This is a genomic window from Streptomyces mesophilus, assembly GCF_011044995.1.
Taxonomy (GTDB): Bacteria; Actinomycetota; Actinomycetes; order Streptomycetales; family Streptomycetaceae; genus Streptomyces; species Streptomyces mesophilus.
On record NZ_JAAKZW010000094.1, the window covers coordinates 1 to 20,426 of the forward strand.

16 protein-coding genes are annotated in these 20,426 nt (G+C 71.6%); 6 read left to right on the top strand and 10 right to left on the bottom strand.

Translation table 11 applies throughout. The features are described 5' to 3' along the window. Nucleotides 1-98: 98 nt before the first annotated feature. Genes G6045_RS21600 through hutU form a run of 3 tightly spaced genes read right to left on the bottom strand, consistent with a single transcriptional unit; the run spans nt 99 to nt 4,311 of the window. The gene (locus G6045_RS21600) at nt 99-1,439 is read right to left on the bottom strand and encodes a formimidoylglutamate deiminase (RefSeq protein ID WP_165333690.1); all 1,341 of its coding nucleotides are present in this window, start codon (nt 1,437-1,439) and stop codon (nt 99-101) included. Next, nucleotides 1,430-2,629 carry an allantoate amidohydrolase gene (locus tag G6045_RS21605; protein ID WP_165333709.1) on the bottom strand — a complete coding sequence of 400 codons (1,200 nt, stop codon included), beginning with the start codon at nt 2,627-2,629 and terminating at the stop codon, nt 1,430-1,432. The genes G6045_RS21600 and G6045_RS21605 overlap by 10 nt, the downstream gene beginning before the upstream one ends. 17 nt (nt 2,630-2,646) lie before the next feature. After that, the gene (gene hutU, locus G6045_RS21610; protein ID WP_165333691.1) at nt 2,647-4,311 is read right to left on the bottom strand and encodes a urocanate hydratase; all 1,665 of its coding nucleotides are present in this window, start codon (nt 4,309-4,311) and stop codon (nt 2,647-2,649) included. 109 nt (nt 4,312-4,420) lie between these two features. Between hutU and G6045_RS21615 the strand changes: the two genes are divergently transcribed. Continuing rightward, nucleotides 4,421-5,806 (top strand): type III PLP-dependent enzyme domain-containing protein, encoded by a 1,386-nt coding sequence (locus G6045_RS21615; RefSeq protein ID WP_165333692.1) that lies wholly within the window; start codon nt 4,421-4,423, stop codon nt 5,804-5,806. A gap of 69 nt (nt 5,807-5,875) precedes the next feature. On the opposite strand, the gene G6045_RS21620 is transcribed toward G6045_RS21615, so the two are convergent. Next, entirely contained in the window at nt 5,876-7,126 is a 1,251-nt protein-coding gene (locus tag G6045_RS21620) for an LPXTG cell wall anchor domain-containing protein (RefSeq protein ID WP_206344021.1), read from the bottom strand. Nucleotides 7,127-7,322: 196 nt separating this feature from the next. On the opposite strand from G6045_RS21620, the gene G6045_RS21625 reads away from it, so the two are divergent. After that, complete coding sequence (locus G6045_RS21625) at nt 7,323-8,687, top strand: APC family permease (protein WP_165333693.1); 1,365 nt, start codon at nt 7,323-7,325, stop codon at nt 8,685-8,687. 78 nt (nt 8,688-8,765) lie between these two features. Here the strand turns inward: G6045_RS21625 and G6045_RS21630 are convergent, their stop codons facing one another. After that, a complete protein-coding gene (locus G6045_RS21630; protein ID WP_328707853.1) occupies nt 8,766-10,028 on the bottom strand; it encodes a M14 family zinc carboxypeptidase in 1,263 nt (420 codons plus the stop codon). Between the two features lie 275 nt (nt 10,029-10,303). Between G6045_RS21630 and G6045_RS21635 the strand changes: the two genes are divergently transcribed. Together G6045_RS21635 and G6045_RS21640 are read left to right on the top strand one after the other, a co-directional pair. Continuing rightward, a complete protein-coding gene (locus tag G6045_RS21635; protein ID WP_165333712.1) occupies nt 10,304-11,398 on the top strand; it encodes a HesA/MoeB/ThiF family protein in 1,095 nt (364 codons plus the stop codon). Continuing rightward, complete coding sequence (locus tag G6045_RS21640) at nt 11,391-12,599, top strand: hypothetical protein (protein ID WP_165333694.1); 1,209 nt, start codon at nt 11,391-11,393, stop codon at nt 12,597-12,599. The genes G6045_RS21635 and G6045_RS21640 overlap by 8 nt, the downstream gene beginning before the upstream one ends. Nucleotides 12,600-12,608: 9 nt before the next feature. Here the strand turns inward: G6045_RS21640 and G6045_RS21645 are convergent, their stop codons facing one another. The 4 genes from G6045_RS21645 to G6045_RS21660 all read right to left on the bottom strand — a co-directional run bounded on the left by G6045_RS21645 (nt 12,609) and on the right by G6045_RS21660 (nt 17,451). Beyond that, the gene (locus tag G6045_RS21645) at nt 12,609-13,037 is read right to left on the bottom strand and encodes a VOC family protein (RefSeq protein ID WP_235968154.1); all 429 of its coding nucleotides are present in this window, start codon (nt 13,035-13,037) and stop codon (nt 12,609-12,611) included. A 250-nt stretch (nt 13,038-13,287) separates the two neighbouring features. Then, on the bottom strand, nt 13,288-14,121 hold the full coding sequence (locus G6045_RS21650) for a MurR/RpiR family transcriptional regulator (RefSeq protein ID WP_165333696.1): 834 nt from the start codon (nt 14,119-14,121) through the stop codon (nt 13,288-13,290). Between the two features lie 51 nt (nt 14,122-14,172). After that, on the bottom strand, nt 14,173-15,660 hold the full coding sequence (locus tag G6045_RS21655) for an aromatic amino acid ammonia-lyase (protein WP_408056351.1): 1,488 nt from the start codon (nt 15,658-15,660) through the stop codon (nt 14,173-14,175). Nucleotides 15,661-15,813: 153 nt separating this feature from the next. Beyond that, the gene (locus G6045_RS21660; protein ID WP_165333698.1) at nt 15,814-17,451 is read right to left on the bottom strand and encodes an ABC-F family ATP-binding cassette domain-containing protein; all 1,638 of its coding nucleotides are present in this window, start codon (nt 17,449-17,451) and stop codon (nt 15,814-15,816) included. Nucleotides 17,452-17,662: 211 nt separating this feature from the next. Here G6045_RS21660 and G6045_RS21665 point away from each other — a divergent pair, with 211 nt between their 5' ends. Both G6045_RS21665 and G6045_RS21670 read left to right on the top strand, forming a co-directional pair. Then, entirely contained in the window at nt 17,663-18,091 is a 429-nt protein-coding gene (locus tag G6045_RS21665) for a hypothetical protein (protein WP_165333699.1), read from the top strand. 87 nt (nt 18,092-18,178) lie between these two features. Next, nucleotides 18,179-18,643 (top strand): VOC family protein, encoded by a 465-nt coding sequence (locus tag G6045_RS21670; protein WP_165333700.1) that lies wholly within the window; start codon nt 18,179-18,181, stop codon nt 18,641-18,643. A gap of 353 nt (nt 18,644-18,996) precedes the next feature. Here G6045_RS21670 and G6045_RS21675 read toward each other — a convergent pair whose 3' ends face one another. Further along, complete coding sequence (locus G6045_RS21675; RefSeq protein WP_165333701.1) at nt 18,997-20,391, bottom strand: cystathionine beta-synthase; 1,395 nt, start codon at nt 20,389-20,391, stop codon at nt 18,997-18,999. Between the last annotated feature and the right edge of the window lie 35 nt (nt 20,392-20,426).

Genomic DNA, 20,426 nt, shown 5'->3' on the forward strand with positions numbered 1-20,426 from the left:
AAAAGATTTAGCCCGTCCGGCGATTGAGGACTGAGCCCGAAGGGCGAACCGGGGTCCGGGGCAAAGCCCCGGTTTCGGGAAGGGGCGGGGTGGGGAATTCAGCCGCGCAGCGCCCCCACCGCAGCCGCGAGCTCCGCCGCGACGTCCGGCACCGAGACATGGCAGCCGGACCGGACCACATGCCGCCCACCCACCACCGTGTGCCGGACGTCAGCGGAAGACGCCGCGAACACCACCGTCTCCGCGGCCAGGCGCGGCAACGGTCCCGCGGTGCGTACGGAATCCAGCGCCACGCACGTGAAGTCCGCGAGCGCGCCGGGTTCGAGGCCGGCGCCCGACCCCCACCCCAGCGCCGCGTACCCGTCCGCGGACGCCGCCCGCAGCAGCGCCGCCGCCGTCCAGTGCCCCCGGGTCCGCGTCCGCAGCCGCTCGTTGAGCTCCATCGCGCGCGCCTCCTCGAAGGGGTCGATCACCGCGTGGGAGTCCGAACCCAGCGAGAGGGGCGAGCCCGCGCGCTGCAGCGCGGCCGCCGGGCCGATGCCGTCCGCGAGGTCGCGCTCGGTCGTCGGGCACATGCACGTGCCCGTGCCCGACGAGCCGAGGAGCGCGATGTCCTCGGGCGTCAGATGCGTGTTGTGGACGCCGGTCGTCGACGGCCCGAGCACCCCGTGGTCCGCGAGCAGCCGCGTCGGCGTACAGCCGTGCGCGGCCAGGCACGCGTCGTTCTCGGCGGTCTGCTCGGAGAGATGGACGTGCAGGGGCGCGCCGGCGGCGTGCGCCCACGCGGCCACCGTCCCCAACTCGCCCGCGGGAACGGCCCGTACGGAGTGGATCGCCGCGCCGATCCGTACCCCCTCGCCCGGCTTCAGCGCCGACACCCGCTCGGCCCAGGCCTCGGCCGACCCGTCCGAGAACCGCTGCTGATGCCGGTCGGGCGCGGCCCCGAACCCGGACGAAAGGTAAGCCGTGTCGAGCAGCGTGATCCGGATGCCCGCCTCGCCGGCCGCCGCGATCAGCGCCTGACCCATCGCGTTGGGGTCCTCGTACGGCCGCCCGCCCGGCGCATGGTGCAGATAGTGGAACTCGCCCACCGCCGTGATCCCGGCGAGCGCCATCTCCGCGTACACGGCCCGCGCGAGCCGGAAGTACGACTCGGGGGTGAGCCGGGCAGCCACCTGGTACATGACCTCGCGCCAGGTCCAGAAGGTCCCCGACCCGACCTGCACGGTCCCGCGCAGGGCCCGGTGGAAGGCGTGCGAGTGCGCGTTCGCCAGGCCGGGGAGCGTGAGGCCGCGCAGGACGACGGCGCCCGGCTCGGGGGCGCCGACTCCCGTGCGTACGGCGGAGATACGTCCGTCGGCCGACACGTCGAGCGCGACTCCCGGCTCGACATTCGTGTCCAGCCAGGCGTATTCGGCCCAGTAAGTGCTCACCTGCACGCAAGTCCCTCCAGTACGTCGGCCAGTGCAAGCACACCTGCCACGCAGTCGTCCTCGGCGGCGTATTCGGCCGGGGAGTGCGAGATGCCGGTGGGGTTGCGCACGAACAGCATGGCCGTCGGGATCTCCGAGGAGAGGATTCCCGCGTCGTGTCCCGCGCCCGTGCCGAGCACGGGCACCGGAGTCCCGCCCGAGCCGAGCAGCCGCCCGAGCTCGTCGCGCAGGGCGTGCTCGAACTCGATGACGGGCGTGAAGGACTCCCGTACGACGGCGAGGTCCACACCGTGCCGGTCGGCGTACTCGCGCGCGGCCTTCTCGATCGCGGTGACCGTCGCGTCCAGGTCGTCCGGCGAGGGGGCACGCGAGTCCAGCCATCCCCGTACGAGGGAGGGGATCGCGTTGACGCCGTTGGGCTCGACGGCGATCTTGCCGAACGTGGCGACCGCGCCCGCGAGTTCGGCCTCGCGGCGGGCGGCCAGAACCGTCTCCGCGTACGGCAGCATCGGGTCGCGGCGGTCCACGAGCCGGGTGGTGCCGGCGTGGTTGGCCTCGCCGCGGAAGTCGAAGCGCCAGCGGCCGTGCGGCCAGATGGCGCTCGCGATGCCGACGCGGTCGCCACTCAGGTCGAGCGCACGACCTTGCTCGACGTGCAGCTCCACATACGCGCCGATCCGCGCGAGGCGCTCGTCGTCGCGGCCGAGGGCGGAGGGGTCGTGACCGGCGCGCTCCATGGCGTCCGGCAGCGACACCCCGTCGCCGTCGCGCAGCTCGTACGCCTGCTCGCGCGTCAGCTGTCCGGCCATGAGCCGGGAGCCGACGCAGGCGAGACCGAAGCGCGCGCCCTCTTCGTCACCGAAGTTGGTGATCGCGAGGGGCTTGGTGAACTCCACTCCCCTGTGGCGGAGTTCATCAAGGGCCGCGAACGCGCTGACGACACCCAGAGGGCCGTCGAACGCGCCGCCGTCCGGGACGGAGTCGAGATGCGATCCGGTCACGATCGCGTCTCCCGCCCTCGGGTCTCCGAGCCAGGCCCACTGGTTTCCGTTGCGGTCCAGCTCGTAGGTCAGCCCGCGCGCTTCGGCCTCGGACCGGAACCACGCGCGGCAGTCCCGGTCGGCCTCGGTCCAGGCGAAACGCCGGTAGCCACCGCTGCCGGCGTCCCGCCCGATGGGCCCGAGATCGGCCCACATCTGGTGAAAGGACGAGGTCACGCCTCTTCGCCCTCACGCATCGGGACGCGTACGCCCTTGTCGTCCGCGACCGACTCCGCGATGTCGTAGCCGGCGTCGACGTGCCGGATGACGCCCATGGCGGGGTCGTTGGTGAGGACGCGGCGGATCTTCTCGCCGGCGAGCGCGGTGCCGTCGGCCACCGAGACCTGGCCCGCGTGGATGGAGCGGCCCATGCCGACGCCGCCGCCGTGGTGGATCGACACCCAGGAGGCGCCCGAGGCGACGTTGACCATGGCGTTGAGCAGCGGCCAGTCCGCGATGGCGTCCGAGCCGTCGAGCATGGCCTCGGTCTCACGGTACGGCGATGCGACCGAGCCGCAGTCGAGGTGGTCGCGGCCGATGGCGAGAGGGGCGGCGAGGGTGCCGTTGCCGACCATGTCGTTGAACATGTCGCCCGCCTTGTCGCGCTCGCCCTGGCCGAGCCAGCAGATACGGGCGGGCAGGCCCTGGAAGTGGACGCGCTCGCCGGCCATCTTGATCCAGCGGTGCAGCGATTCGTTCTCGGGGAAGAGGTCGAGGATCGCCTTGTCCGTCTTGTGGATGTCGGAGGCCTCGCCGGACAGCGCGGCCCAGCGGAACGGGCCCTTGCCCTCGCAGAACAGCGGACGGATGTACGCGGGCACGAAGCCGGGGAACGCGAACGCCCGCTCGTATCCGGCCAGTTGGGCCTCACCCCGGATCGAGTTGCCGTAGTCGAAGACCTCGGCACCGGCGTCCATGAAGCCGACCATGGCCTCGACGTGCTTGGCCATGGATTCGCGGGCCTTGCGGGTGAACCCGGCCGGGTCCTTGGCCGCGGCGTCCGCCATGTCGTCGAAATCGACACCGAGCGGGAGGTAGGCGAGCGGGTCGTGGGCCGAGGTCTGGTCGGTCACGATGTCGATCGGGGCGCCCTCGGCGAGCATCTGCGGAACGAGCTCGGCCGCGTTGCCGAGCAGACCGATGGAGAGCGGCCGGCGCGCGTCGCGGGCCTCGACCGCGAGGCGCATCGCGTGCTGCAGCGAGTCGGCCTTCACGTCCAGGTACTTGTGCTCGATCCGGCGCTCGATGGCGCGCGGGTCGACGTCGATACAGATCGCGACACCGTCGTTCATGGTCACGGCGAGCGGCTGGGCGCCGCCCATGCCGCCGAGTCCCGCGGTCAGCGTGATCGTGCCGGCGAGCGTGCCGTTGAACTTCTTCGCGGCGACGGCGGCGAACGTCTCGTACGTGCCCTGGAGGATGCCCTGGGTGCCGATGTAGATCCACGAGCCGGCCGTCATCTGCCCGTACATGGTGAGGCCGAGCTGCTCCAGGCGCCGGAACTCCTCCCAGTTCGCCCAGTCCCCCACCAGGTTCGAGTTGGCGATCAGCACCCGCGGCGCCCACTCGTGGGTCTGCATCACGCCGACGGGGCGGCCGGACTGGACGAGCATCGTCTCGTCCTGCTTGAGCGTCTTCAGCGTGCGGACCATCGCGTCGAAGGAGCGCCAGTCACGGGCGGCCTTGCCGGTGCCTCCGTAGACGACGAGCTTGTCGGGGTGCTCGGCGACCTCGGGGTCGAGGTTGTTCTGGAGCATCCGCAGGGCGGCCTCCTGGGGCCATCCCAGGGCGCTCAGCTCGGTGCCGCGGGGCGCTCGGACTGGACGGGGTCCGGACATGGGCCTGCCTCCTCGTGATGTCGTTATTCACATCCTGTCCAGCTGAATAGAACTAGTCAATCCCTTCGTACCTCTGCGGGGCGTCGCGGCCGGTGGTTGGCTGGATCTCATGGGGATACGGGAGAACGCAGAGGCCACCGGCGGCGCGACCGGGGATGACGGCGCGGCCGGGGAACAGCTCGCGGACCGCCGTGACGCGGCGGTCCGTGCCGCCGTGGAGCAGGGGATCGTGGGTCCTGAGATCCCGATCGCGGCGTTCCTCGACATCACCGGGATCCGCCGGTCCGCCCGGGCCCTCAAGTCGGCCTTCTCGTCCGCCACTTCGGCCCCGGTGCTGCACGCCTTCGCCGTGAAGGCCTCCCCGCTCGTGCCCGTCCTGCGACTGCTGCACGAGGAGGGCCTGGGCGCGGAAGTGGCGAGCCCGGGTGAGCTGGCCCTCGCGCGTGCGGCCGGGATCCGGCCCGCCGCCACGGTCCTCGACTCCCCCGCCAAGACGCCCGCCGAGCTGCGCGAGGCCCTCGCCCTCGGGATCGCGGTCAACGCCGACAACCCGCAGGAGCTGACCCGGATCGACGCCCTGGTCCGCTCGGCCCCGAGCAGCTCACCGATCGGGATCCGCGTGAACCCGCAGACCGGCGGCGGCTCCATCGAGGCCCTCTCCACCGCGACCTCGACCTCGAAGTTCGGGGTGGCGCTGCGGGACGAGGGCGCCCGCGAGTGGCTGATCGGGGCCTACCTCGACCGGCCGTGGCTGACCCGTCTGCATATCCACTCGGGCTCCCAGGGCATCCCGCTCGACCTGCACGTCCAGGGCATCCGCGAGCTGTACGCGCTCGCCGAGGAGATCAACGCCCGGGTCGGCCGCCGCCAGATCGACACCCTGGACATCGGTGGCGGGCTCTCGGTCAACTTCACCTCGGACGAGGAGGCACCGACGTACGACGCCTTCGTACGGGAACTGCGGGGCACCGTCCCCGGCCTGTTCTCCGGGGCGTACGGCCTGGTCACGGAGTTCGGCCGGTCCCTGCTCGCCAAGCACGGCACGATCCTGGCGCGTGTCGAGTACGCCAAGTCCGCGGGCGGCCGGCCCGTCGCCGTGACGCACGCGGGCGCCCAGGTCGCGACGCGCACGGTGTACGCCCCGCACTCCTGGCCGCTGCGGATCGCCGCGTACGACCCCAAGGGCCGGCCGAAGAGCGGACCCGAGGTGGCCCAGGACGTGGCGGGCCCGGCCTGCTTCGCGGGCGATCTGCTCGCCGCCGACCGCCCGCTGCCGCTGCTCGAACAGGACGACTGGGTGGCCGCACTGGACACGGGCGCGTACTACTTCGCCCACCACTACGCGTACAACTCCCTGGCCCGCCCTGCCGTCCACGGGTTCTCGGCCGATACGGACGGCAAGGTGCGCTTCGCCGTGATCCGCGCGGCGCAGACCGTGCGGGAGATCGTGGCGGAGTCGGGTGGAGCGCAGGTGGGGGCGCTGGAGGGGATGTAGCCGCACAAGCGGAGCAGCCCCCGGCCGTCCGGCCGGGGGCTGCCCGAGTCGATCACCTGGCGGCTGCGGTCAGCCGGCCAGTGTCCTGCGCCGGCGCACGAGGTACACCGCGCCGCCGCCGAGCGCCACGGCGCCCGCCGCGGCCAGCGCGATCTGCGTGGGCGAGGAGGACGCACCGGTCGAGGCGAGGTTGCCGTCGGCGTCCGTGGCCGGCTCGGACGCGTCGCCCTGCGGCTGCTTGCCGTTGTCGTCGCCCTTGCCGTCCTCGGCGCCGGGACGCTGGTCGTCGTCGGCGTCCGGGGTGACCGGCTCGGCGTCCTCGACATCGCCCGGCTTGCTGCCCGCGGGCAGGACCTCGAAGTCGTAGCGCTTCATCGGGCCGTGGATGGACGGGTTGTACGCGTCGGATGCGTCGGCGGCGAAGAGCGCGACGGCGTCGCCGCCCTTGGACTCGGCGTCGAACTCCACCCGGAGCCGCACGTCGCTGGTGGCGCCCGGCTTCATGGACTCGATGCGGTCGACGTGCTGGGTCCCCGTGTCGAGGGTGTGCCAGGCGGAGCCGTCGGACCACTGCACCGTCACCGGGCTGTCCTTGTAGGCCCGCGCGCTGACCAGGACCAGCGGGTCCACGCTCAGCGTGCGCTCGGTGCCGTTGGTGATCCGGACGGTGAAGTCGACCTCGGTGCCCGCGACGACCTTCGACGGCAGGCCGTGCGCGAGCGAGGTGAGCCCGTTCTCGCGGACGCTCTCGCCGGCGGCCTTCAGGGCGGCGTCGGCGTCCTTCAAGGCGGTCTCGGCGGTGGTGACCGCCTTCTTGGCCTTCTCGTAGTCACGGACCATCGCGACGCGCTCGTCGTAGTACGCGTCACTGGCGGCCTTGGCCGTTTCGTCGGCCTTCGTCTTTGCCTCTTCGGCCTTGACCAGCGCTTCCTCGGCCTCGTCGAGCGCCTTTCGCGCCTCGGCCTTGTCGGCGTCCGTCTCGGCCTTGTCCAGCGCGTCCTTCGCGTCCGTGACCTTCTGCTCGGCGGCGGTCCTCGCGGCGGCCGCGTCCTTGGCCGCCTGCTCGGCGGTGTCCTTCGCGAGCTTCAGCGGCGAGCTGTCGGCCTCGAGGGCCTCATACAGGTCGTTCTTCGCGGTGACGGCCTGGTCGTAGGCCTTCTTGGCATCGGCCGCGGCCTGCTTCAGCTGCTCGTACGTGGGCCGCTCGGCCGCGCGTATGACCGAGGGGGCCGAGGCGAAAGCGGGCGCCGCGACGGCGAAGGCGGCGGGGGTCGTCACTGCTGCGGCAACGGTCACCGCGAGAACACGTCGAAGATTCACGCCGGGAGCTTATGCGCGCCACACGCCCCCTCACCTCGCGCTTTCCCTCTCGCTCCGGCTTCCCGTACGGCCGGGCGGCGTTTACAACGGACAGAAAGGGATGGTTGCTCACGGTCGCCGGGTGGATTCTGTGACTGATGTCATGGATGCCGGGCAGAACTGATCCCGACGTATCAGCTCTCGGGGGAGGTCTTCCGTGTCCGTCACCGAACCGAGCACGACCCCGCAATCCGGAGAACCGTCGCTCAAACGCGCCATCGGCCCCAAACTCCTGATCCTTTTCGTCATCGGCGACATCCTCGGTACGGGGATCTACGCGACCACGGGAAAGGTCGCGGGAAAGGTGGGCGGGGCGCTCTGGCTGCCGTTCGTGATCGGGTTCGTGGTCGCGATCCTCACGGCCGCCTCGTATGTCGAACTCGTCGGGAAATATCCGCGGGCGGCGGGTGCCGCGCTCTATACGCAAAAGGCATTCAAGGTCCCGTTCATCACCTTCATCGTGGCCTTCATGGTGATGTGTTCGGGCCTGTCCTCGGCGAGCGCGGCGGCCCGTGCGTTCAGCGGCGACTACCTGAGCGAGCTCACCGGCGACGCCCTGCCGCCCACGCTGATCGCGATCGCCTTCATCCTGGTGCTCGCCGCGCTGAATCTGCGCGGTGTCTCGGAGTCGGTGAAGACCAATGTGGTGCTGACCATCGTCGAACTCACGGGCCTGGCCATCATTTTGGCGATCGGCGCCTGGGCCGTCATGAGCGGCGACGGCGAACCGTCCCGGCTCACGGACTTCGAGGCGAGCGGTACCGGATATGCCTTGATGACCGGTGTACTCGGCGCGACCGCTCTGGGATTCTTCGCCTTCGTCGGTTTCGAGGATTCGGTCAACATGGTCGAGGAGACCAAGGATCCGCAGCGTAATTTCCCGCGGGCGATCTTCCTGGGTGTGGCGATCACCGGCACCATCTATGTGCTTGTGGCGCTGGTGTCCTCCCTCATGGTCGACCACAAGACGCTTTCGGGATCGAGCGGGCCGCTGCTCGAAGTCGTCAAGGCCGGCGGAGTGGACTTCCCGCATAAACTCTTCGCGCTCATCGCCCTGTTCGCGGTCACCAATTCGGCGCTCATCAACATCATGATGGCCTCGCGGCTGTGTTACGGCATGGCCAATGAGCGCATTCTGCCGAGCGGAATGGGCCGTGTCCTCGCCAAGCGCCGCACGCCGGTGGTCGGGATCATCTTCGTGTCGGTCCTGGCGATCGGTCTGGTGTCGACGGGAGAGATCGAGGGGCTCGGCGACACGACGGCGTTCCTGCTGCTCTGCGTTTTCGCGGTGGTCAACGTCGCGGTCCTCGTCCTGCGCCGCGACCCCGTCGACCACGCCCACTTCCGTACGCCGACCGTCCTGCCCGTCCTCGGCGCGATCACGGCCCTGATCCTGGCCGGCCCGCTGGCGGACCGTCCCGCGGACGTCTACATCCGGGCCGGGGTGCTGCTCGCGATCGGGATCGCGCTGTGGGCCGTGAACAAGGTGGTGATGAGGGCCCGGGGCGAGGAGGCCGTCTGACGGTCGAGACGCGGTGCACGGGGGCGGCGGGTGCGGTGCTCGGCGGGTGCGGTGCGGTGCGGTGCGGGAGAGCCTGGCTCAGGTGAGCGGTGGCGCGAGCCGGACGATCTCCCGCATCACCCGTGCCTGCAAGGCGACTTGAGTCGACACCGGAACCCAGCGCGGCGCGAACTCCGCCGACAACTCCGCGCACCACTCACGCATCAGCCACCCGAGCGTCTGCGCCGCCGTGGTCCGCCCCTCCGCGAAAAGGGCCCGGCGCATCATCGCCGCCGCCCGCAACGGGATACGGCGGGCGGCGATGCCCATGGAGGCGCCGCTCCCGGCCGTGGCCGCGATGCCCGACGTACCGGGTGCGTACTGCCGCCAGGTGACGGCCACTTCGGGTGCCACATCGAGGAGTTCACGGGCGGCGGCCTGGCACAGGGACGACGGCTCGGGCACGCCGGCGAGCGCGTCGGACACCTGCTGCAGCCGCCCGAGCAGGAGGTCGCCCACCTTGTGCAGCTCGCCCGCCGGGTCGGCCACGGGGGTGGGGTCGCTCACGGCCGGCGCCGCCCACATGGGGGCTTCGAGCACCACCGAGACGGTCCCGTACTTGGCGGGGTACGTCCAGGTCGCCCGGGAGAGGAACCCTGAGGGGTCCTTCTCCTCCTTGTCCTGCCCACCCGCCGGGAGTCGCAGCACCCCGGGGCTGTCCGCCACCCAGTCGATCCCGTCGAAGGGGCGGAACTCCACCGGCACGCCGAGGTCCGCGGCCACGCCCCGGAAGGCTCCCGCCGCCCCGGCGAGCGGAGCGGTCAACTGAAGGAAGGAACCGCCCACTTCGTTGCCGTGCAGCGAGAACTGGACCGTGGGCCGCAGCTCGTCGAGTACGGCCACGAGCGCCTGTGACTCGGGCATGACCGGCCGCTCGTCACCCGCCCCCGGCAGGAACTCGGGCTGCCGGGTGAAGTTCGGCCGGTAGAAGCCGCGGTGATAAGCGAGGAGCGAAGGCCCCTCCATGCCTTGGTGGCGCCGTGCTCCGTCGGGGTCGAGACAGAGCAGCGCGTGCCAGGTGCAGTCCAGTTCCGCCAGCGCTCGCGGGTCGGTGGCGAACTGTCGCGCGAGCGCCAGTACGCAGGCTCCGCCGACGGGCTCGTTGGCATGCGCCCCGGCCACCGTGAGTACGGTGCGGGCCCCCTCTCCCGCCGAGAGAAGCAGCAGCGGGCGTCCGTCCCCGGACCTGCCCACCTCCCGCAGCCGCAGGAGCCCGGGGTGCTCCTCGGCAAGGCGGCGGACAGCGCACTCCACATCTTCGGCGGCCGGATATCCGTACACCGCCGAGCCGTGCTCAGGCACTGCCCACCCCCATGCCTCCGGTATCGCGTCGGATCAGGACCCGATGGAATTGCTCTCGCCGGTCGTCTGCTTCTTGTCCAGCGGGCGAATCACGATCTTGGTAGCCATACAGATCCCCACCTTCAACTCGGCTGATGCACAAGGAAGTTGCCGAAGCCATGAGCACTCCGGCACCTTGCCAAGGGTTGCAGCCGTGGTCAGAGTGTCAAGAGCGCGTGTCACCTACCGGAGGGGCCTCTGTGACGGTCGGCCTGCACAGCATCGAGCGCCCTCGGGTGAAGCCGGAGCACCGGGCGTACCGGACCGTCGACGGCCACGTCCGCATCGGCAGCGTGATCTACGGCATCGGCGCCGAGATCCTCGACCCCGAAGGCTGGGTATGGCCGCTGATCGAGGCCATGGACGGGACCCGCTCCCTCAGTGCGGTCGTCGCCGCCGTGCGGGAGACACACCCGGAGGTGCCGGCGGAGGACCTTCGCGAGGCCGTGGCCGATCTCCTGTCGGCCGGTTTCCTCGAGGACGCCGCCGCCCGGATCCCACCCGAGTTCTCGGAGCGGGAGCAGGTCCGGTACAGCCGCGGTGTCCCCTTGCAGCGGTGGATGGACCTCACTCCCCGCACCGGCCCCTGGGACGTACAACTGAAGCTGCGCAAGGCGCGCGTCCTCCTCCTGGGCCTGGGCGGCACCGGCGGATACGCGGCCCAGTCCCTGGTCGCCTCCGGCGTCGGGCATCTGCACTGCGTGGAGCCGGATGTGGTGGAGGCGCCGAATCTCAACCGGCAGCCGCTCTTCGTGGAGAAGGACATCGGACAGCCCAAACTCGACGCCGCGCTGGACGCGTTACGGGCGAGGAACTCCGATGTGACGGTCACCGGAGAGCGCCGTGAGGTGCGCGATCGCGACGACCTGGCCGATCTCCTGGACCCCGGCTACGACCTGCTGCTCCTCGCGGCCGACCGGCCGCCGGCCATCCGCAGATGGGCCAATCGCGTCTGCCTGGCCACGAACACCCCTTGGGTCGACGCCGGATATCACGGCCCCTTGGTCACGGTGGGGGTGCACATGCCCGGAGTCGGCGCCTGCTGGGAGTGCCACCGGGCGGGCGAAGTGGCACGCCGCGATCTGCGGGTCGGACCCGGCCAGGACGAGGAGGCCGCCTCGCCGCGTTTTCCCTGGAACCCCGCCAACGCCGTCACGGCGGCCCTGTCCGGCACCCTGCAGACCCATGCCGCGCTCGCCCTGCTGACCGGGGTGCCCGCGATGGAGCCCGGCTTCAGATTCGGCATCAATCTCATGGTGCCCGGCGACCCGGTCCTCGAACGGTTCGAGCGCCTCCCCGACTGCCCGGCCTGCGGGAACGCTCTTGGCTGACGTCTGGACGCCGACCACGGTCCGGCTGCACCCGCTGGCCTGTCGGCGCGATCGTGACGAGTGGATCGTCGGCCGCATGGCCACCGGGCGGTTCGTGGCCCTGCCCGAGGCCGGCAAGCGCGTCATAGAGCTGCTCCAGGAGGGCCTGACGGTCCCGGACGTCGGCGTACGCCTGCGGCAGGAGACGGGCGAGGACGTCGACGTACCGGAATTCGTGACCGCCCTGATGGACCTGGAGTTCGTCGCCGAGGCGGACGGACACCCGGTGCCCGCCGCCCCGCCGAAACCCCCTCCGCTGGCCCGGCTGCGCCCTCACCATGTGCGCTGGACGCTGCACCCCGCGCTCCCGCTCATGGCCGGGGCGCTGGTCGCGACGGCGCTCTTCCTCGTCGCCACCCGGCCGGAACTCGCCCTCGACTTCCGCACCCTGCTGTGGACCTCACACGGCAGCCTCGTCCTCGCGCTGCATGCCGCCGCCGGCTGGACGCTGCTCTACGTCCATGAACTCGCCCACCTCCTGACCGCCCGGGCCACCGGGGTCCCCGGCCGTATCGAGCTGGGCACGCGACTGCAGTTCCTGGTCCTTCAGACCGACATCAGCGGCATAGAACTGGCCCCGCGCCGGCATCGGTTGACCGCCTATCTGGCCGGTATCGCGGTGAACCTGACCACGTTCGCGCTCGCCGTCCTGGGTGCGGCCGCGGTGACGCCCGGGACCCTCCCGCACCGGGTTCTCCTGGCTGTCGCGCTGACGGCGCTGCTGCCCCTGCCGTTCCAGCTGATGGTCTTCATGCGCACCGACCTGTACTTCGTGCTCCAGGACCTGACCGGCTGCCGTGACCTCTACGGCGAGGGCGTGACGTACGCCGCCTACGTGGGGCGGCGTCTGCTGCGCCGAACGCACCGCCCGGGATCGCCCGCCGGCGATCCGAGCGCCTTGCTGCCCCGCCATGAGCGGCGTGCGGTACGGGTCTACACCGTGGTGCTCGTGGTGGGCACGGCGGCCTGCCTCGGCTTCCTGGCAGCGATCACCCTGCCCGCCGACCTCACGCTCCTGTCCGGCGCCGTGTCCGCTCTCGGGCCCGGCCGACCGGTCTCCGCCACCCTGGACGCGGCGGCGGTCCTGGTGTTCCTCGGCGGGCTGCACGTCCTGTGGGCGGTGACCTGGGTGCGCAACCGCCGCCGAAGGCGGGAGCGGTGACGGACCCGCTCATCCGGCGGCGGCCAGACGGCGCTGGATCTCCTCCTCGGAGACGTCCTCGATGTGCGTCAGGAACACCCAGATGTGCCCGAAGGGATCCTTGAGGATGGTGGACCGGTCACCGTGGAAGGTGTCCTGAGGCGGTACGAGGATCTCGGCGCCCGCAGCCGCCGCCCGCTGCGCCAGGGCGTCGACATCCGGCACGAAGACATGCAGGGTCACCGAGGTGCCGCCGCCGAGCGAGGCGGGCGCCAAGAAGGAGGCGAGCCCCGCGCCGTCCGCCTCGTCCACGCCGGCGTCGCCCAGCATCAGGGCCGACTGCCCGATCGCGATCTCGGCGTGCAGGACCCCGCCGCCCGGGGCGTCGATCCTGAAGTCCTCACGGGCACCGAAGGCCCGCCCGTAGAAGTCGATCGCCGCGGCGGCGTCGTCGACCATGATGTGCGGGATCACGGCGTACCGGTAGCGGTCGGGGATCTCCGTCGCCGGCGCGGCGGTCGAGGCGGTCGCGGTGCTCTGCGCGCTCTGGGTGCGGGATGCGTTCTCGGTCATGGCGAACCTCCTTGAAAGCTCCGCTGGACAGTTCCTGCGGTGCTGACAAGAAACCTAGAAGCTCAAGTTTGGTTCAGGTCAAGCGCCGATGTGGAGCGCTCCTCCCGAACCCGAACTCGCCGCTGCCGTACGGGTGTTACTCGACGAACAGCCCTCGCTCCGCCGCCCGCGCGTCGAAGGCCTCCAGACGGGACTGCGCCTCCGGCAGGCCGTCGCACATGGCCTCCAGGAGGACCCGGCCGAGCAGCATCGGCGCGCACACCGTGTCGAAGGCGAGGCCCGTGCCGACCGCCGCCGGGAGCAGCAGGTCGGAGACCTTGGCGACCGGGGCGAAGGCCGAGTCGGCGACCGTGACGACGGTCAGGCCGAGGGATTTCGCGTACGTCAGGGCCTCGACGACCTCGCGCGGATGGCGCGGCAGCGCGAAGCACAGGACGGCCGAGGCGCCCGCGCGGGCCGCGGCCTCCAGACGGTCGGCCAGCATGGTGCCGCCCTCGTGCAGGAGCCGTACGTCCGGGTGCACCTTGGCCGCGAAGTACGCGAAGCCGTACGCCTGGGACGCGGCCGCGCGCAGGCCGAGGACCGGCAGCGGGCGGGACGCGGCGAGCAGGGCGCCCGCCTGTTCCACCGGCGCGGGATCCGCGAGCACCGAGGCGAGATGGCGCAGGTTCTCGATCTCGGCCTCGACGGCCTGCTGGTACTCGTTGAGCTCGGCGCTCCCGCCCGCGTCCGCCGGGGCGACGTCCCGCAGATGCTTGCGCAGCGCCGGATAGCCGTCGAACCCGAGGGCCACCGCGAAGCGGGTCACCGACGGCTGGCTGACGCCGGCCAGTTCGGCGAGCTCCACCGAGGACAGGAACGGCACGTCGGCCGCCCGGCGCACCATGCAGTGCGCGATCCGGCGCTGGGTGGGCGTCAGGCGGTGGCCTTCGAACAGCTCCTGAAGGCGGGTGGCCGGGGTGTCGGTCATGGTCAAGGCCCCTCGTACGACACGGACTACTGCTGGTTTCTGTGTGGAGCTCTAGAGGTCGGCGAACCGGTCGAGCAGCTCCGCTGCCGCCGTCACATCATCGGTGAGCGGACGGTCCTCGAGGCCCTCGTGGCGGAGGTCTTCGGCGAGTGCGCAGGCCCGGCCGACCGGAAGGCCGGGGTCGGGGCGCAGCCCGCGCATCCTGAGCGCCCGTATGACCGCGACCAGTTCGCAGCCCACCACGAGCCGGAGCGGAGCCGCGGACCGCAGGGTCTGGCGGGCGGCGAGCGAGGCGAAGCTGGCCTGTTCCTCGAGGCCGCGGGAGAGCACGGCGTGGCCGAGGGAGGCGGGGTGCGCGAAGGACCGCAGCTCGCCGAGGGCGGCCGTGGCCGCGTATTCGAGGATCATCACGCCCGACGAGGCGGGCTCCTCGGCGGCGAGGAAGGGCCGCAGTCGGGTGAGGCCCGGTTCGTTGAGCGCCGACAGACGCGCGGCCGACAGGTGCGCGACCTGCATCAGCGCGAGCCGGAAGTGGTCGAGCGCCAGGGCGAGTTGGGCCGCGTAGAAGCCGCCGTGGTGGTACGCGGCCGGCTCGTCGGCGCGGATCAGGGGGTTCTCCGCGGCGGCGTTGAGCTCTATGGCGAGGGTCGCTTCGAGGGCGTCGGCGGCGTCCTCGGCGGGGCCGTGGATCTGCGGCAGACAGCGGAAGGCGTACGGGTCCTGGATGCGCCCTGCCGGCGGTCCGGGGCGCTCGGGTGCGCCGAGGAGGCGGCGGCTGCGGGCGGCGACGGCGCCCGAGCCGGGGTGCGGGCGGGCGGCGTGCACCGGTTGTGCGTACGCCTCGTACGAGCCGTCGACCGCGAGCAGCGAGAGTGCGCCGACGACCTGGGTGGCCCTGACCAGGCGCCGCAGTTCGACGAGGGCGAGCGCACTCTGGCCGAGCGTGAGCGCGTTGGAACTGATCAGCGCCAGCGCGTCGTTGTGGTCGAGCGCGAGCGGCTCGGGCGCGGGTCCCGCGGCCCAGGGGTGTTCGCCGGCGAGGGCGAGCCCGGTCTGGGCGAGGGCCGCGATGTCGCCGGTGCCGACCGAGCCGAACTCGTGGACCAGGGGGTGGGCGCCGCTCGCCAGGACTTCGCAGAGCGCGGTGACGACGGCGGGCCGCAGCCCCGCGCCGCCCGCGAGCAGCTGATTGGCGCGTACGGCGAGCATCGCGCGGACCTCACGGGCCGGCAGCGGTGCGCCGATCGCTCCGGCGTGCGAGCGCAGCAGTCTGAGGCCGTGCTCGGCGGCGGACTCGACGGGCACATGCTCGTTCCGGTTGGCGCCGACGCCGGTGGAACGGCCGTAGACCCGGCCGGACAGGGCGAGTTCACGGGCGGCGGACCAGGAGTCCTCGGCCCGGCGCAGGGCGTCGGCGGCGGGGACGGGACGCGCAGTGCCCTCTGCGAGCCGTACGACATCGGCGACGGCCAGGCCGCGGCCGTCGAGGACGACGGAAGCCGTCGGCTTCGACGCCTGCGACGGCCTGTGCTGCTCCACCACGCCCTCCCGGTCCGGCCGAACTATTCAGTGACCAGGAACTCTGCATGAACATATGCAGTGGAGGCAAGGGACCTGGCACTCCGGCGAAGCCGACCCCTCGGGCGAAGCGACCTCTCGGGCGATGCGGACCCCCCGGGCGATGCGGACCGTCTAGAGCTCGGTGACCTTTCCGTCCGCGACCCTCAGGCGTCGGGTCACGTGGACGGCGTCGAGCATCCGGCGGTCGTGCGTGACGAGGAGCAGGGTGCCCTCGTAGGCCTCCAGGGCGGACTCCAGCTGCTCGATCGCCGGCAGGTCGAGGTGGTTGGTGGGCTCGTCGAGGACCAGCAGGTTCACGCCGCGGCCCTGGAGCAGCGCCAGCGCCGCCCGGGTGCGCTCACCGGGGGAGAGGGTGGCCGCCGGGCGGATCACGTGCGCCGCCTTCAGGCCGAACTTGGCCAGCAGGGTGCGTACTTCGGCCGGCTCGGTGTCGGGTACGGCGGCGCAGAACGCGTCGAGCAGCGGTTCGTCACCGAGGAACAGGCCGCGGGCCTGGTCGACCTCGCCGACCAGCACACCCGAGCCGAGGGTGGCGGAGCCGGAGTCCGGGGACAGGCGGCCGAGGAGCACCGCGAGCAGGGTCGACTTCCCCGCCCCGTTGGCGCCGGTGATGGCGACCCGGTCCGCCCAGTCGATCTGCAGGCTGGCCGGGCCGAAGCCGAACTCCCCGCGCCGTACGGCCGCGTCGCGCAGCGTGGCGACCACGGAGCCGGAGCGCGGGGCCGCCGCGATCTCCATGCGCAGCTCCCACTCCTTGCGCGGCTCGTCGACCACGTCGAGGCGCTCGATCGCGCGCTGTGTCTGGCGGGCCTTGGAGGCCTGCTTCTCGCTCGCCTCGCTGCGGAAGGCCTTGCCGATCTTGTCGTTGTCGGGGGCCTTGCGGCGGGCGTTCTTGACGCCCTTGTCCATCCAGCCGCGCTGCATCGCGGCCCTGCTCTCCAGGGCGGAGCGCTTGCCGGCGTACTCGTCGTACTCCTCGCGGGCGTGGTCGCGGGCGCGCTCGCGCTCCTCCAGGTAGGACTCGTAGCCGCCGCCGTACAGGTTGATCTGCTGCTGGGCCAGGTCGAGTTCGAGGACCTTGGTGACCGTACGGGTCAGGAACTCACGGTCGTGGCTGATGACGACCGTGCCGGCGCGCAGCCCCTGCACGAACTTCTCCAGTCGCTCCAGACCGTCGAGGTCGAGGTCGTTGGTCGGCTCGTCGAGCAGGAAGACGTCGTAGCGCGAGAGCAGCAGCGAGGCGAGTCCGGCGCGTGCGGCCTGGCCGCCCGACAGCGCGGTCATCGGCAGATCGAGGCCCACCGCGAGCCCGAGGTCGTCGGCGACCTCCTGAGCCCGCTCGTCCAGGTCGGCGCCGCCGAGGTTCAGCCACCGGTCGAGGGCGTCCGCGTACGCGTCGTCCGCGCCCGGTGTCCCGTCGACGAGACCCTGCGTCGCCGCGTCGAGCTCGGCCTGCGCCGCGGCCACACCGGTGCGCCGGGCCAGGAAGTCGCGTACGGACTCGCCCTCTCGCCGCTCGGGCTCCTGGGGAAGGTGCCCGACGGCGGCGCCGAGCGGGGACAGCCGCAGCTCACCGGTCTCGGGGGCGTCGAGCCCGGCGAGCATCCGCAGCAGGGTCGACTTCCCGGCGCCGTTGACACCGACCAGACCGATGACGTCGCCGGGCGCGACGACGAGGTCGAGATCGGCGAAGAGCGTGCGCTCACCGTGCGCGGCGGTGAGCTTCCTGGCGACGAGAGTGGCAGTCATAGTCGGGCCACTTTATCCGCGCGCCCTGCCCGGCTTGTCCGCGCGGCCCTCTGCTCCCGGCCGGGCTCACCGGGGGGCCGAGACGATTCACCGAGGGTCCGAGACGGCTCACCGGGGGCCCGAGGCCGCCCTGGCGGCGGGTCTGCCCGACCCCGGATCGGGGGGCTAGCCCCACTGCGTTCCGCGCCCCCGCTTCGTACCGTTTCTTCTTATGGAAGCCCGAGACGCTGAGCTCAACAAGGAACTCCAAGCGACCCTGCACACCCGCAGGGAGCTCGGCGAGGAGTACGAACCCGCGCTGGTCGAGTCGTTCCTCGCGAAGGTCGAGGACCGCCTGGACGCCACGGTCGACCGCCGGATGCGCCGCCTGATGGCGGAACAGCAGATGGCCGTCGCCCGCGAGGCCCGCGGCCCGCGCGGCTCGGTGGACGCCTGGGGCGAACGGTTCGGCTTCGCGATCGTCTCCCTGATCCTCGCCATCCCCCTCTCGGCCATCGCCGCGGTCAACGCCGACCTGCCGGGCCTGCTCGTCGCCTGGCTCGGCATCGTGGGAGTGAACGCGGTCCACGCCATGCACAGATTCCCGAACTTCGGCCGGGGGCGGCGGTCGCGGGGGCAGGAATCGGACTGGGAGGACTAGGGCCTGGCCGCCCGGACCTGTCAGGCCCTCCCCGGGGCCGGACGCCGAAACCGCGGTCGTCCGGCCCGGCGATGCCATGCTGCCCTGATGACCGCCTTCTACCACGTCTGTTTCGTCGTGCCCCAACTCGAGCCCGCCATGCGTGACTTCACGCTCGCCGCCGGGGTCCAGTGGTGCGAACCGCGTACCCACCGCCTGGGCGACTGGGACTACCGGCTCACCTTCACCCGAGGCGACGCGCCCTTCATCGAGCTGATCGAGGGACCGGTCGGCAGCCCCTGGGACGCCTCGGGCGGGCCCCGCTTCGACCACCTCGGCTTCTGGACGACGTCGCTCACCGAGGGCGCCGCCCGGCTCGAACGGCGCGGATTCCCCGAGGAGTTCAGCGGCTGCCCTTACGGCCGCGCCTTCGCGTACCACCGTATGGACTCCGTCGGCGCCCGCGTCGAACTCCTCGACCTGGCCCTCCAACCGGGCTTCCTGGAGACCTGGAACCCCGGCGGCAGCCCGATGCCGGCCATCGACGAGACGGCATTCGGCGAGCGCGGTTAGGGCGAGGGCGGCGGACGCGGAGCCCGCGAGAGCGGCGACGGTTCAGCCGCAAGAAACAGAGCTTCTCGCGGGGGCCGCCGCACCCCCGTGTGACGGGGGGCGGGACGACGGCGGTCCCCGCGAGCGGACGCGGGCCGGGTCAGGGCCGGCGTATCGCGCCCATGGCGTCGAGGAGGTCCGGGAGCCGCTCCGGAGGTCCTGCGCCGCTCGGTGCCGGCCGTTCCGGGGGAGCCGCTCCCCGTCCCTGCCGACACCCAGAACAATGCCGGACGCGTGTTAAGCGCGTGCTGCGCACACATGTCGCGTGCGTGCACTTTTCCACGACGCCGGACCCAACTCCGTAAAAAATCCGCTTACTTGGCGCCACCCGCCAAGAACGCCAGCAGATCCTGCCGGCTCACGACCCCCTTGGGCTTGCCCTCCACAAGCACGATCGCCGCGTCCGCCCCGGCCGCCGCGCCGAGGACCGCCATCAGATCGCCGACCGGCTCACCGGACCCGACCTGCGGCAGCGGCGCGGACATGTGCTTCTCCAGGGGATCGCTCAGGGAGGCACGCTGGGCGAAGAGCGCGTCGAGCAGTTCGCGCTCCACCACCGAGCCCACGACCTCCGCGGCCATCACATCGGGGTGACCGGCGCCCGGCTTCACGATGGGCATCTGCGACACCCCGTACTCGCGCAGCACCTCGATCGCCTCCCCCACCGTCTCCTCGGGGTGCATATGGACGAGGTGCGGCAGCGCGCCCTCCTTGTACCGCAGCACGTCGCCGACGCTCGCGGACGCCCCGGAGTCCTCCAGGAAGCCGTAGTCCGCCATCCACTCGTCGTTGAAGATCTTCGACAGGTACCCGCGCCCCGAGTCCGGCAGCAGCACGACCACCACGTCGTCCTCGCCCAGCTCGCGCGCGACCTCGAGCGCGCCCACGACCGCCATGCCGCAGGAGCCGCCGACCAGGAGGCCCTCCTCCTTGGCGAGGCGGCGGGTCATCTGGAAGGAGTCCTTGTCGGAGACGGCGACGATGCGGTCCGTCACCTCGCGGTCGTACGCGGTCGGCCAGAAGTCCTCACCGACGCCTTCGACCAGATACGGGCGGCCGGAGCCGCCGGAGTAGACCGAGCCCTCGGGGTCCGCGCCGACGACCGTCACCCGGCCGTCGCTGATCTCCTTGAGATAGCGGCCGGTGCCGGAGATGGTGCCGCCGGTGCCGACGCCTGCGACGAAATGGGTGATCTTTCCAGCTGTCTGCTCCCACAGTTCGGGACCGGTGGTCTCGTAGTGCGAGCGCGGATTGTTGGGGTTGGAGTACTGGTCGGGCTTCCAGGCACCGGGCGTCTCACGGACCAGGCGGTCGGAGACGTTGTAGTACGAGTCGGGGTGCTCGGGGTCGACCGCCGTCGGGCAGACCACGACCTCCGCCCCGTACGCGCGCAGCACATTGATCTTGTCCGTGGACACCTTGTCCGGGCAGACGAAGATGCACTTGTAGCCCTTCTGCTGGGCCACGATCGCCAGGCCGACCCCGGTGTTCCCGGAGGTGGGCTCGACGATGGTCCCGCCCGGCTGCAGCTCACCGCTCTTCTCGGCGGCCTCGATCATCCGCACGGCGATGCGGTCCTTCACGGAGCCGCCCGGGTTGAAGTACTCGACCTTGGCCAGGACGGTCGCCCTGATGCCTTCGGTCACCTTGTTGAGCCTCACCAGCGGGGTGTTGCCGACGAGACTGATCATCGAGTCGTGGAATTGCACCGTTGTCTCCGGGTTCTGCGGCGTTCTGCGGTGTT